Origin of the sequence: Luteolibacter ambystomatis, from assembly GCF_018137965.1 — a bacterium.
GTDB lineage: Bacteria > Verrucomicrobiota > Verrucomicrobiia > Verrucomicrobiales > Akkermansiaceae > Luteolibacter > Luteolibacter ambystomatis.
On the sequence record NZ_CP073100.1, the window covers coordinates 4,525,449 to 4,538,365 of the forward strand.

11 protein-coding genes are annotated in these 12,917 nt (G+C 61.6%); 6 read left to right on the plus strand and 5 right to left on the minus strand.

Features of this window, described 5'->3' with window-relative positions:
* Positions 1-15: 15 nt before the first annotated feature.
* Positions 16-1,026, minus strand: a complete 1,011-nt coding sequence (locus KBB96_RS17465) for a hypothetical protein (protein WP_211630778.1) — start codon at positions 1,024-1,026, stop codon at positions 16-18.
* Positions 1,027-1,419: 393 nt separating this feature from the next.
* Between KBB96_RS17465 and carB the strand changes: the two genes are divergently transcribed.
* The 3 genes from carB to KBB96_RS17480 all read left to right on the plus strand — a co-directional run bounded on the left by carB (position 1,420) and on the right by KBB96_RS17480 (position 6,520).
* Positions 1,420-4,713, plus strand: coding sequence for a carbamoyl-phosphate synthase large subunit (gene carB / locus KBB96_RS17470; protein ID WP_211630779.1), 3,294 nt, complete (start codon positions 1,420-1,422; stop codon positions 4,711-4,713).
* Positions 4,714-4,827: 114 nt separating this feature from the next.
* Positions 4,828-5,916, plus strand: coding sequence for a DNA cytosine methyltransferase (locus tag KBB96_RS17475; protein ID WP_226373574.1), 1,089 nt, complete (start codon positions 4,828-4,830; stop codon positions 5,914-5,916).
* Positions 5,894-6,520, plus strand: a complete 627-nt coding sequence (locus KBB96_RS17480; RefSeq protein ID WP_211630780.1) for an Eco29kI family restriction endonuclease — start codon at positions 5,894-5,896, stop codon at positions 6,518-6,520. Before KBB96_RS17475 ends, KBB96_RS17480 begins: the two co-directional genes overlap by 23 nt.
* A gap of 26 nt (positions 6,521-6,546) precedes the next feature.
* Here the strand turns inward: KBB96_RS17480 and KBB96_RS17485 are convergent, their stop codons facing one another.
* Complete coding sequence (locus KBB96_RS17485; RefSeq protein ID WP_226373575.1) at positions 6,547-6,978, minus strand: very short patch repair endonuclease; 432 nt, start codon at positions 6,976-6,978, stop codon at positions 6,547-6,549.
* Between the two features lie 39 nt (positions 6,979-7,017).
* Between KBB96_RS17485 and KBB96_RS17490 the strand changes: the two genes are divergently transcribed.
* Positions 7,018-7,260, plus strand: a complete 243-nt coding sequence (locus KBB96_RS17490) for a hypothetical protein (RefSeq protein ID WP_211630781.1) — start codon at positions 7,018-7,020, stop codon at positions 7,258-7,260.
* A 25-nt stretch (positions 7,261-7,285) separates the two neighbouring features.
* On the opposite strand, the gene KBB96_RS17495 is transcribed toward KBB96_RS17490, so the two are convergent.
* From KBB96_RS17495 to KBB96_RS17505, 3 genes are all read right to left on the minus strand, one after another.
* Positions 7,286-8,149, minus strand: a complete 864-nt coding sequence (locus KBB96_RS17495) for a nuclease-related domain-containing protein (protein ID WP_211630782.1) — start codon at positions 8,147-8,149, stop codon at positions 7,286-7,288.
* A 375-nt stretch (positions 8,150-8,524) separates the two neighbouring features.
* Complete coding sequence (locus KBB96_RS17500) at positions 8,525-10,366, minus strand: phosphoenolpyruvate carboxykinase (GTP) (RefSeq protein ID WP_226373576.1); 1,842 nt, start codon at positions 10,364-10,366, stop codon at positions 8,525-8,527.
* A gap of 299 nt (positions 10,367-10,665) precedes the next feature.
* Positions 10,666-11,067 carry a hypothetical protein gene (locus KBB96_RS17505; RefSeq protein ID WP_211630783.1) on the minus strand — a complete coding sequence of 134 codons (402 nt, stop codon included), beginning with the start codon at positions 11,065-11,067 and terminating at the stop codon, positions 10,666-10,668.
* 176 nt (positions 11,068-11,243) lie between these two features.
* Here KBB96_RS17505 and KBB96_RS17510 point away from each other — a divergent pair, with 176 nt between their 5' ends.
* Together KBB96_RS17510 and mazG are read left to right on the plus strand one after the other, a co-directional pair.
* Positions 11,244-12,089, plus strand: a complete 846-nt coding sequence (locus KBB96_RS17510) for a rhomboid family intramembrane serine protease (protein WP_211630784.1) — start codon at positions 11,244-11,246, stop codon at positions 12,087-12,089.
* Positions 12,086-12,901 (plus strand): nucleoside triphosphate pyrophosphohydrolase, encoded by an 816-nt coding sequence (gene mazG, locus KBB96_RS17515; protein ID WP_226373577.1) that lies wholly within the window; start codon positions 12,086-12,088, stop codon positions 12,899-12,901. Before KBB96_RS17510 ends, mazG begins: the two co-directional genes overlap by 4 nt.
* Positions 12,902-12,917: the final 16 nt, after the last annotated feature.

Consider the following 12,917-nt stretch of genomic DNA (forward strand, 5'->3'; position numbering starts at 1 on the left):
ACGCCTTGCACCGGCTCACTCAGGCGTCCCGATGGAGGTCGTGGCGGTTTTTGCCGGGGTGATCACGATCATGTGAGGATCGTAGCGGGCTGTCGCGCTGCATTGCCCCAACAGATAGGCGAGCGCGTCGCGGGCCGGGATTTCGCGAAGTTGGAGATTGTGGATGCGCCTGGCCGCCAAGGCGGCGCCGGGATCGTCGATGACGAAATTGACCGTGAGCTTGTCTCCGGCTTTCTCATGGATGCGGTTCGCCAGAAACGTGAGCGCTTCTTCGAGAGAGGCGTCGTCCAGATGCACCTTTGGGATGACCACCTGTGCCAGCTTCGCCTCGCGGCTGCGGGTGGCGGCTTCCTCCAACATCCGTTCCTGTTCCGTGCGGTTGTCCACATCCGGACCCAGCGGCACGCAGGCGATCGCCTGCTCGTCGTAGCGCGGCTCGAAGCCGCACTGGCGCAGGGTGCATCGGATCGCCGTGGAGAGGGGCACGTTCTTCAAACGCAGCCACTTGATCTGCCGGGACAGGGCGGCTTGGTCGGCCACCGCGAAATCCACCTTCGCCCCGTCCTTCGTTGCCACATCGGCGCGGGTGGAAAGGTATTCCAGCGCATCCTGCAGGGTGGCTTCATTGAAATCGACGGTGGGAATGGTGACTTTGGAGATCTGGGTTTCACGGACCTTCTCCAAGGCGGCGTCCGCCCGCTGCTGGCGCCCGCTCGCTCCGGCCATGGTATCTTCACCACCAGATAGCGGCGAAATGACGACCGCGTGGGCGTCGTAGCGGATGCGCGCGCCATACATCGGTGCCAGATACCGCAGCGCCGTCCTTGCGGACACGTTCCGGAGTCTCAGCCAAGTCACCTGCCGGTCCTTGAGCTTCCCCTCGGAGTCCTCCACCACGAAATTGACCTTTTCCGTGCCTTCGCCAGCCTCGTTGACCTTTGCTCTCAGAAAGGCCAGCGCGTCTTCGAACGAGGTTTCCTTGAAATCCAGGTTCGGAATGGTCACCCGGGTCAGGAGAGGTTCCATCCCGCCGGAGGGGGCTTGCCCGATGGTGGGAGCGTCCACGGGCTCGGCCGCGAGGCCGGGACTCGTTTGAAGAAGGATGGCTAGCAAGACAGCGGAACGGTGGTTCACGGCGGAATGGGGTTTGAGGTTTCCTCGCAATAAAGAAATACGATTCCTCCTGCCCTTGTTTCACGATTCCGGGAAACTTTCTTCGTCCGGTGCGGCTGCGTAGCAGGGCGAGCCCGGGCCGGATGCCGCCGTTTTTCCGATGGTTCCGGCCGATCCCGGAGGCTCCCGCCGCCGCCGTGACGAAATTCCAAACATCCAACCCTTTACAAGCGGGGGCGGGGATGCCAAACCCCTCGAAATTTAGACCTTGCGCGCCCTAACCGGTCCGCACGCCTGCTTCCCGCCATGCCAAAAGACACCTCGATCCGCAAAATTCTCGTCATCGGTTCCGGCCCCATCGTCATCGGACAGGGCTGCGAATTCGACTACTCCGGTGTCCAGGCCTGCAAGGCGCTGCGCGAGGAAGGCTACACCGTGGTGCTGGTGAACTCGAATCCGGCCACGATCATGACTGATCCGGAGTTCGCCCACCGGACCTACATCGAGCCGATCACGCCGGAAGTCGTCGAGAAGATCATCGCCCGCGAGAAGCCGGATGCGCTGCTGCCGACCCTCGGCGGCCAGACGGCCCTCAACACCTCGATGTCGCTCTTCAAGTCCGGCGTGCTGGACAAGCACAACGTGAAGATGATCGGCGCGAACGCCGATGCGATCGACAAGGGCGAGGACCGCTTCCGATTCAAGGAAGCCATGCTCAAGATCGGGCTCGATGTGCCGGAGTCCGGCGTGGCCCACTCCATGGAAGAGGCCCGCGAGGTGGCCACGAAGATCGGTCGCTTCCCGCTGATCATCCGCCCCGCCTTCACCCTGGGCGGCACCGGCGGCGGCATCGCCTACAACCGTGAGGAGTTCGAGGAAATCGCCTTCTCCGGCATCGACCTCTCCCCGGTGTCCGAGATCCTCATCGAGGAGTCCCTGCTCGGCTGGAAGGAATTCGAAATGGAGGTCATGCGCGACCGCGCCGACAACTGCGTGGTCATCTGTTCGATCGAGAACCTCGATCCGATGGGCGTCCACACCGGTGACTCGATCACCGTGGCCCCGATCCAGACCCTCACCGACCGCGAGTACCAGATCATGCGCGACGCCTCCTTCGCGGTGATCCGCGAGATCGGCGTGGAAACCGGCGGCTCGAACATCCAGTTCGCCACCGATCCGAAGACCGGCCGCATGATCGTGATCGAGATGAACCCGCGCGTGTCCCGCTCGTCCGCGCTGGCCTCGAAGGCCACCGGCTTCCCGATCGCCAAGATCGCCGCGAAGCTGGCCGTGGGCTACACGCTCGATGAGATCCGCAACGACATCACCCGCGAGACCCCGGCCTCCTTCGAGCCGACCATCGACTACGTGGTGACCAAGGTGCCGCGCTTCACTTTCGAAAAGTTCCCGAAGGCCAATCCGGTGCTCACCACCGCGATGAAGTCCGTCGGCGAGGCGATGTCGATCGGTCGCACCTTCAAGGAGTCCATGCAGAAGGCGCTGCGCTCGCTGGAAACCGGCCGCTGGGGCTTCGGCTTCGACAGCAAGGAGCCGCATGGCGTGACCCGCGAGGACATCGAGCGCAAGCTGCGCGTGCCGAACGCCGAGCGCATCTTCTGGCTCCAGACCGCTTTCGTGAACGGCTTCACGCTGGAGGAGATCTTCGAACTCACCGCGATCGACCCGTGGTTCCTGGGCCACCTCCAGCAGATCGCCGAGGAGGGCAAGGACCTCGCCAACCTCGACCTGAAGCGCGCGAAGAAGCTCGGCTTCTCCGACCGCCAGATCGCCAAGGCCCGCGCCCACTCGCAGGCGATCCACAACGTTTCCATCCACGGCGAAACCGACCAGCCCGCCGGTGCTCCGCCGCGCGCCGAGCCGGAACCGGCCGTGGCCGACATCCCGACCGAGGACACGATCCGCGCCGAGCGCAAGGCCCGGAAGATCATCCCCACCTACCGCCTGGTGGACACCTGCGCCGCGGAGTTCGAGGCCTACACGCCCTACTACTACTCCACCTACGGCGATGAGAACGAGGCCCGCGCCTCGGACAAGAAGAAGATCATCATCCTCGGCGGCGGTCCGAACCGCATCGGCCAGGGCATCGAGTTCGACTACTGCTGCGTCCACGCCGCCTTCGCCCTGAAGGACCTCGGCTACGAGACCATCATGGTGAACTCGAACCCCGAGACCGTCTCCACCGACTACGATACCTCGGACAAGCTGTTCTTCGAACCGCTCACGCTCGAGGACGTGCTGAACATCTGCGACCAGGAGCAGCCGGACGGCGTGATCGTCCAGTTCGGCGGCCAGACGCCTCTGAACCTCGCCGCGGACCTGAAGCGCCACGGGGTGCCAATCATCGGCACCAGCCCGGAAAGCATCGAGCTCGCCGAGGACCGCAAGCACTTCTCCGCGCTGCTCGACCGCATCGGCCTGAAGCAGGCCGATGCCGGCACCGCCACCAACGAGGAGGAAGCCATCGAGGCCGCCGACCGCATCGGCTACCCGGTGCTCGTCCGCCCGTCCTTCGTGCTCGGCGGCCGCGCCATGATGATCGTTTACTCGGAAGACGAGCTGCGCCGCTACATGCGCGAGGCCGTCACCGCCTCCCCGGAACGCCCGGTCCTCGTCGACCGCTTCCTCGATGGCGCGACCGAAATCGACGTCGATTGCATCAGTGACGGCCAGCAGGCCGTCGTCGGCGCGATCATGCAGCACATCGAGCAGGCCGGCATCCACTCCGGTGACTCCGCCTGCGTGATCCCCGCCTTCTCGCTCTCCGAGAAGATCAAGGCCGAGATCACCCAGGCCGCCAAGGACCTCGCCCGCGAGCTGAACGTGAAGGGCCTGATGAACATCCAGTTCGCCGTGAAGGACGACGAACTCTACGTCATCGAGGTCAATCCCCGCGCCTCCCGCACCGTGCCCTTCGTCTCGAAGGCCATCGGCGTCTCTCTCGCCAAGCTCGCTGCCAAGATCATGGTCGGCAAGACGCTGGCCGAGCTCGGATTCACCGAGACCATCATCCCGCCGCACTACTCGGTGAAGGAAGCCGTCTTCCCATGGAACCGCTTCCCCGGCATCGACATCGTGCTCGGCCCGGAAATGCGCTCCACCGGCGAGGTCATGGGCATCGACGAAGATCGCGGCATGGCCTACGCCAAATCCCAGATCAGCGCCTTCAACCCGCTGCCGACCAAGGGCAATGTCTTCCTCTCCGTGAACGACCGCGACAAGGACCGCGCCCTGGAGATCGCCCGCGGCCTGATCGAGCTCGGCTTCGAGATCTACTCCACCGGCGGCACCCAGGCCCGCCTCATCGCGGAAGGCCTGCCCTGCCACCGCCTCTACAAGCTCTCCGAAGGCGCCCGACCGACAGTGATCGACGCCATGAAGAACGGCGACGTGCAGTTCGTGATCAACTCCCCCAGCAGCCACGAAAGCCGCGAGGACGAGATCAAGATCCGCGCCGGCGCGATCTCCATGAAGATCTCCCACGCCACCAACATGGCCGCGGCGGAGGCCTCCGTCGAAGCCATCCGCGCGCTGAAGACCCGGGAGCTCACCGTGAAGAGCATCCAAGAGTACCACGAGTGAAGCCCGTGAGTCTTCTTGCTTGAATCCTGCCTCTCCAAAGCACTCTAGGGATTTCAATGCTTGTTAGCTCCTAGTCAATTTGACACCTGCGTCAAAATATGTTCAAATGAACCTGTGAAAAAATTCCAATCTATTGAACTTTTTTCGGGTGCTGGCGGTCTGGCGTTGGGGCTTCACGCTGCGGGATTCCAGCACCGAGCATTGTATGAATGGAACCCCAGCGCGGTAGAGACCCTCTTATACAATCAGCGCATGGGCCACGCCTCCCTTCGAGGAACCAAGATAACTCGAGGAGATGTGCGCCAGGTCGATTTCACCCAGTATCTGGGTGTTGATTTGGTCGCAGGAGGGCCTCCCTGCCAGCCGTTTTCAATGGGAGGCAAAGCGGCGGGCATGAACGACTCGCGAGACATGTTCCCTCAGGCGATCCGCGCGGTCGCCGAAGCTCAGCCCAAAGCGTTCATCTTTGAAAACGTTCGTGGCTTGCTCCGTCCGGCATTTTCGAACTATGTGGAGTACATTCGTTTGCAAATGGAGTTCCCAACATTTCCGATCTCGCAGAACATTAGTTGGGACCAGAACCTCGCTCGCTTGGAGCGGCATAAGGAAACCGTCGGTAGTTCCTGCGGAGATTTACGCTACCGTGTGCACTTACACCTTGCAAATGCAGCCGACTACGGCGTGCCACAGCAACGGAACCGGGTGTTTTTTGTGGGCTTCCGCTCCGATATCGAGACGGACTGGTCATTTCCGATGCCGGCCTACAACGACCCTTCGCGTTGGATACCACTTTCGAAGGCAATCGGCGATTTGCCCGACCCTTCATCCAAGAAAGCTTCAAAATGGGCAAACCACGTATTTCAATCAGGAGCGAAGCCTTACCCAGGGCACACAGGCAGCCCTCTTGACCGCCCAGCGAAGGCCCTTAAGGCCGGTGCCCACGGCGTACCAGGTGGTGAAAATATGATTCTCTTTCCGGATGGCTCCGTGCGCTATCTAACGGTGCGAGAAAGCGCTCGCGTACAAACATTTCCTGACGATTACAAATTTCTTGGCAGTTGGACGGAAGCAATGCGCCAACTAGGCAACGCGGTACCGGTCAAACTGGCGGAAATCGTCGGCCGATCGGTTGCCAAAGCGCTGTCTCGACAAGTAAGACAAAAGGTTAAAGCCTCGGACAGTGAAACCCTACAATCCTCTTGAGAAAGAGAATCTAGGAAAGAGCGTTGCCTCGTCTCTCATCCAACAAGCCACAGTTCCTCTTGGCAGCATCTCCCGCTTCCAAGGGGCTGGGGTATACGCGATTTACTACACTGGGAAATTTGAAGCGTATGCCCCCCTCGGTGAGGCAAACTCTGCCCCTGACGGTTTGAATTTACCGATATACATTGGGAAAGCCATTCCCACAGGTGGGCGGAAAGGTGCCGTCGATCCTGAAATCTCGGCTAGAGGCACTTCTCTTTTTTTCCGTTTGGAAGAGCATCGAAAATCGATCGAGCAAGCTACAAATCTCGACATCGGAGATTTTTGGTGCCGGTTTCTAGTGGTGGATGACATTTGGATTCCATTGGGGGAATCCTTACTCATCCAGCGGTTCCGCCCGATTTGGAACTCGGTGGTCGATGGGTTCGGCAACCACGACCCAGGCAGCGGGAGGCATGCGGGAAAACGCCCCTCTTGGGATACCCTTCACCCAGGTCGGGTTTGGGCGGATAAATGTGCGCCCTCCAAATTCACCGAAGCAGAAATTCGCGATAAAATTAGCCAGCACTGGCAAATTCGAGACGAATACAACACTCTAGAATAAACGATGGCAGCGCGAACGGAGAACATTCAACCGATCAATCGCTCCAGCTGTTTTGCCAGCCACCCCCGTCCCACTTTCGTCTTCACCGCACAGGCCCAGATAGTGACGACATGCCAGCCAAGGTTCCGGAGAGCGGTTTCGTTGCGAAGATCGCGGGCTTTGTTGCCGATGATCTTTGTGGTCCACCAATCGGTGCGGCTTTTGGGTAGGCGGAAGTCCCCGCAGTTCTCATGGCCATGCCAGAAGCAGCCGTGGACAAAGACTACGGTGTGGTACTTCGGCAGCACCAAATCCGGGCGGCCGGGGAGTCGATGGTTGAGAGGACCGTTCACGGTGAAGCGGTAGCCGTGCTTGTGCAGCAGGGTGCGGACGATTAGTTCCGGCTTGGTATTGCCACTACGGATGCGGGACATGACCTCTGAGCGCTTTTCGGGCGTGAACACGTCGACCATCGGCATGAAGAATCGCACGGCTTCTTCCGATGGCCATCCGGAAAAGTGACCGGCGGTAATCTCGCTGCATTCCGCTCCAACTTTCCGGCGCATTCCGAGAGCTTCCAATTCCCCATCCTTCCTAGCAAGCCCGCCGAACCTGAGCAGGTTCTTTACGAAGAAGAGGCCAAGAAGGTCGCACGGTGGAACTTCATGAAACAGGCGGCGCTTCAGATCGATCGTCGGGAGATGCTCAGCGGTTATTCCGGTATTTCAGGAGCACGCACAACAGAAACGGAGCACCGGTAATTGAATTGGATTCGGAGAGGAGAGCTCAACAAACAAGTTTGCAGGCTTCCTGCAAGTGCCGCTCGATCCGTTCGAACTGGCGTTGTTCGAACGCGCTGCCGTGATGGGAAAAGTATTTGGGCAGCGATTCCTCGTTCAAGATGGTGACATCGCCGACCGCGCGGCGTTCGACGGACCAACCGGGCAGCACCAGCATGGGAAGCGCCTTCGTTTCGACGGCGGTGGCTTGGGTGAGGATGGCGGAGAGCTTTTCCGAGGAACGGGCAGCTTGGCGCAGGCTGGAGTAGTCCGGCTTCAGAGGGGCGGGAAAGACGAGGCGCTTGCCATCGAAGCGCACCTTGTGGGACGGGTCTTCTTTGGAATAGCGGTGGGGCATGCGGCGGGTTTTGGTTTCCAAGGCGAAGAGGCCGGAGGGCGTGAGCACGACGTGGTCGATGTTCCATGGCTTCTTGCCGGGCTCGGTCACCTGATAGTCATGGAAGACGCGGATGCGGTCGGAAGAGAGCCGGTCGAGGACCTGGCCGACGAGTTGCTCGCCGAGGAGACCGAGGCGGATCTGGCGATACGCGAGCCCGGCTTTGATGGCCCGCCAGATCCAGAAAGCGGTGGCTGCAATGCCAATGATGGCAAGACCGATCGTGTCCTGAGGTCCCTTCCACAAAGCCCACGGCACCAAAGGCGAGGTCACCATACCCACGGTGGCAATCATGAGGTGCTCTATCTGGAGGTCGGCCTGCGATTGCAGCCAGCAGCCCGCTGGCTTTGCCATTTTAAGGAAAGGCTTGCGCCACTCCTTCTGATATTTGCGAGTCAGAGTGAGGACGATGGCTGCAAAAATCCCCACCGGACCGAGGACGAGAAGGGCCAACAGGGGAATCTGGGAAAACATGCGGAAAGATGATGTTGTTTAACTCATTTCCACAATGACGTATGTGCGTAGATATTGTTGCGTGACAGGGTCTGTCAGATGGCGGACGCCTGAGCGAGAATAGGTGAGGTCACAGTTACGCGGAGCTCGCAGCGCCCTCCTGAAGGAGGAACTACGTGCGCGGAGATGGATCGGGAATCGATGGATAGAGGGCTCTGGAGACTCCGCCCCCACGGAAGACCCTCCTCGGCTGAAGCCTCAACTCCTTGAAACAAGTCGTCCGCCCGCTCCGCGTTTGACGGCGGAACGGACGGACGCCTCCTACTCCTGGAAAACGATGATGCACGAGGCCACAGAATCTTCCTCCGCGGCTTCGAGGGGACGAAGTGGATCAGGCTACGCGAGGCGGGCGGCGAGGAGCTCGCGCTGGAAAACGATCTCCTTCGGCAGGTAGTCGTAGAGCTTCAGGAAGAGCTCGCCCTGGGAGAGGATCTCGGCGCGCCATTCATCGGCCTTGAAGGCCATGCACTTTTCGAAGCGCTCGCGGGTGAAGGATTCGAGGCCCTCGATATTGAAGTTCTCGTACTCGGGGGTCCAGCCGATCTGGGTTTCGTGGCCGGGGATCTGGCCGACGCAGCGCTTCACGATCCACTCGAGGACGCGCATGTTCTCGCCGTAGCCGGGCCAGAGGAACTTGCCGTCCTCGTCCTTGCGGAACCAGTTCACGTGGAAGAAGCGCGGCAGGTGGGTGACATGGCGGCGCATGTCCAGCCAGTGGTGGAAGTAGTCCGCCATGCTGTAGCCGGTGAAGGGGAGCATGGCCATGGGATCGCGGCGGACGCCGGGCTTCAGCCCGATGGCGGCGGCGGTGACCTCGGAGCCCATGGTGGCACCGATGTAGACGCCGTGCGACCAGTTGAAGGCCTGATAGACGAGCGGCATGGTATCCGGGCGGCGGCCGCCGAAGACGATGGCGGAGATGGGCACGCCTTCCGGATTCTGCCACTCCGGATCGATGGTGGGGCACTGGCTGGCGGGCGCGGTGAAGCGCGCGTTCGGGTGCGCGGCCTTGGTGCCGCTGGCGGGCGTCCAGTCCTTGCCCTGCCAGTCGATGGCGTGGGCGGGCGCTTCCTTGGTGAGGCCTTCCCACCACACATCGCCATCATCGGTGAGGGCGACGTTGGTGAAGATGGTGTTGGCCTTCATCGACTCCATCGCGATCGGATTGGTGTCGTAGGAAGTACCGGGGGCGACGCCGAAGTAGCCGGTCTCCGGATTGATGGCGTGGAGGCGGCCGTCCTCGTGCGGCCACAGCCAGGCGATGTCATCGCCCACGATGGTGGTCTTCCAGCCGGCGTCGCTGTAGGACTTCGGCGGGACGATCATGGCGAGGTTGGTCTTGCCGCAGGCGGAGGGGAAGGCGGCGGTGACGTAGGTCTTCACGCCTTCCGGTGACTCCAGGCCGAGGATGAGCATGTGCTCCGCGAGCCAGTTGTGCTCGCGCGCAATGTTCGAGGCGATGCGCAGGGCGAGGCACTTCTTGCCGAGCAGGGCATTGCCGCCGTAGCCGGAGCCGTAGGACCAGATCTCGCGGGTGTAGGGAAAGTGGGAGATGTATTTCTCCTCGTTGCACGGCCACGGGACATCGGCCTGGCCGGGCTCCAGCGGCGCGCCGACGGAGTGGAGGCAGGGGACGAAGCGGCCGTGGCCATCGCGCTTGCTGGGCAGTGCGCCGGACGCTTCCTGTTCGAGGCGCTCGAGCACGTGTCTGCCCATGTTCGTCATGATCCGCATGTTGATCACGACGTAGGGGCTGTCGCTGATCTCGACGCCGATCTTCGCCAGCGGCGAATCGAGCGGGCCCATGCAGAAGGGGATGACGTACATCGTGCGTCCCTTCATGGCGCCGCGGAATTTCTCCGTGAGGATTTTCTTCATCTCGTCCGGATGCATCCAGTTGTTCGTCGGTCCGGCCTGCTCGGGACGGCGGGTGCAGATGAACGTGCGGTCCTCCACGCGGGCGACATCGGAGGGCGTGGAGCGGGCGAGGAAACTGTTGGGGCGCTTCGCGGGATCGAGGCGGATGAGCGTGCCCTTCTCCACCATGAGCTGCGTGAGGCGGTCCCATTCGGCCTGGGAACCGTCGCACCACTCGATGGCATCCGGGGTGCAGAGCGCGGCCACTTCTTCAACCCAGGCGGCGAGCCCGGCGTGTGAGGTATGAGTCATCACGGACATGACGAGTCCATAAGAGGCAGCCGTGGCGCACAACGCAACGCCACGCAAAGGAATGGGCCAAAATTGGACCGAAACGGGGGATAAACGGCCCAAAATCGGTCAAAGCAAATCCAATGGCAGGCAATCCCGGCTCGGCTGCGGATACCCTGGGCCGCCGTCGCCCGGCGCCGGATCGACGTCGAGCGGTGGCCACCCGGGAAGAATGGTCCCGTGCCGGGTTGCACTGGCTTCTACGCGGGAGGGAAGGGGATCTATCAGTGGCGTGCCGATTCCTGTTTTGGGAAGGCCGCCGTATCAGGTCAGGTGTGGAATCTCCATCCGGAGTCGCCGTCCTGGTCGCGCCAGGCGGGACGGCGTGAGATCGGATCCTGCAGGAGGCGATGGGTCTTCCGGCCTGCGGTGCTGAGGAAGCTCTCGCAGTCCAGTTCGATGACCTCCAGCCCCATGTAGTAGGTATCCCGGAGGGTGGTCACGGAATCCGCGCCGAAGACTTCGCCAAGGTGTTCGCGGAGAAGCCCGGCTTCCTTTTTTCCAACAAAAAGGAATGCGGGCGTCTCCTCGTGGCCGCACTTGGAGCGGATGAGTCCGGCGACGGCATCCGCGTCCCATTCGCCATCGAAGGCGAGCTCGGGGGCGATGGTGCGGTCGTCCGGTACGTGACTAGGTCGTTCGCGGGTATTGTTGTGTTCGTTCGTGTTCATGGTTGTAGCAATGAGTCAGCCACCCGGATTCTAGCAACCGCCGTGCCGGATCGGGGCGGGTGAGGCCGGAAATCGACAAGTCGGGTCATCGGGAACCCCGGAAATCACGGATTTGATTCATAGTTGGGGCGGGCGGCCTTGCGGCGCGGCGGTGGCCGTGCTACCCCGTGCGGCGGATGGGCAGCTACGACCGCGATTATTCCACGCCTCCGCGCCAGCGCATGGTGCCCGGCCTCACGCCGGTGACGAAGTGGCTGCTGATTTCAAATCTGGTCATCTTCTTCGCGGACATGCTCCTGTTCCGCTACCGGATCGTGAATTTTTCCGCCTTTGCGGTCCGGAGTGCGATCTTCGAGGGCCGGATCTGGGAGTTTATCACGTTTCAGTTCATGCACGCTTCGGTGGGGCATGTGTTGTTCAACAGCATCGGCCTCTACTTCTTCGGACCTTGGATGGAGCGGTGGTGGGGTCCGGGGCGGTTCCTGATTTTCTATTTGCTGTGTGGCGTGGCGGGCGCGGCCTTCTTTTCATTGCTCGTTTTCACCCATGTGCTGGGTGACAGCTATATCACCGAACTCGTCGGCGCTTCCGCGGGCATCTACGGCATCCTCATCGGGGTTGCGGTGGTGGCTCCGAACATGCGGGTGCAGATGTTGTTCCCGCCGATTGAGATGTCCCTGCGGACGTTCGCAATCGCCATTCTGGCGATCGCCGTGGGCTCAATCGTGTTGCGCCTCGGCGGCAATGAAGGCGGGGAGGCCGGCCATCTCGGTGGCGCGATCCTCGGGTTCCTGCTCGTGCGCTATCCATTCCTGTTGGGCAAGGGCGATCATGACGGCATCCTGCCGCCGTCATGGAAGCGCCGTCAGGCGCAGACGGAATCGAAGCTCCGTCCTCGCACGTCCGTGGATCTCCACACGAGCAATGAGATCGACCGCATTCTCGACAAGATCAACCGCGAGGGCCTTCAGAGCCTGACCGAAGAAGAACGCGATACCCTCCGCAAGGCCTCCAACTCATGATGACCGACGCTGAAATGATCGATTGCCCGGAGTCCGGGCGGCAGCTTGAGCGCCTGCGCGCCATCATGCACCGGCTGCGTGCGCCCGGTGGTTGCCCATGGGATGCGGAGCAGACGCATGAGAGCCTGGTGTCGAATCTGATTGAGGAAGCGTATGAGGCGGTGGATGCCATCCGCAGCGGGGACCAGACCCATTTGTGCGAAGAGCTTGGTGACGTGTTGCTGCAGGTGGTCTTCCATGCCGAGCTCGCTGAGGAAGCGGGACGTTTCAATCTCGATGACATCGCGCGTGGCATCAGCGACAAGCTGGTGCGGCGTCATCCCCATGTCTTCGGTTCCAGTGTCGCGGATGGTCCGGATGCGGTGCTGACGCAGTGGGATGCGATCAAGCGCGCGGAGAAAGGTGAGGTCGGCGAAAAGCCGTTTCTTCATGGAGTCGGCAAGGGATTGCCCGCATTGCCACGCGCGGCGAAGCTTCAGAAGAAGGCCGCGAAGGTCGGATTCGATTGGCCGCAGGAAACCGGTGTGATCGCGAAGATCCGCGAGGAACTCCAGGAGTTGGAAGCGGCCGTGGATGCACAGGATATCGAGGCGGTGTCCGAGGAACTCGGCGATCTCATGTTCAGCGCGGTGAATCTCGCGCGCTTCCGCGGTGCCGATCCGGAAGTGCTGATGGCCCGCGCCAATGCCAAGTTCGAGGACCGTTTCCATGCCATGGAGCGCCTGCTTGCGGCCAAGGGCTTGTCGCTCGCCGATGCCACTGCGGACCAGATGGAAGAGGCTTGGGACGAAGCCAAGCGGGCGGAGAAATAGGGCATGCGTGGAACTC

Coding starts and splice junctions, on each gene's coding strand:
- KBB96_RS17465 (WP_211630778.1), bottom strand. CDS start 1,026: ATGGAACCTCTCCTGACCCGGGTGACCATTCCGAACCTGGATTTCAAG.
- carB (WP_211630779.1), top strand. CDS start 1,420: ATGCCAAAAGACACCTCGATCCGCAAAATTCTCGTCATCGGTTCCGGC.
- KBB96_RS17485 (WP_226373575.1), bottom strand. CDS start 6,978: ATGCCGATGGTCGACGTGTTCACGCCCGAAAAGCGCTCAGAGGTCATG.
- KBB96_RS17495 (WP_211630782.1), bottom strand. CDS start 8,149: ATGTTTTCCCAGATTCCCCTGTTGGCCCTTCTCGTCCTCGGTCCGGTG.
- KBB96_RS17500 (WP_226373576.1), bottom strand. CDS start 10,366: ATGTCCGTGATGACTCATACCTCACACGCCGGGCTCGCCGCCTGGGTT.
- KBB96_RS17505 (WP_211630783.1), bottom strand. CDS start 11,067: ATGAACACGAACGAACACAACAATACCCGCGAACGACCTAGTCACGTA.
- KBB96_RS17510 (WP_211630784.1), top strand. CDS start 11,244: ATGGGCAGCTACGACCGCGATTATTCCACGCCTCCGCGCCAGCGCATG.
- mazG (WP_226373577.1), top strand. CDS start 12,086: ATGATGACCGACGCTGAAATGATCGATTGCCCGGAGTCCGGGCGGCAG.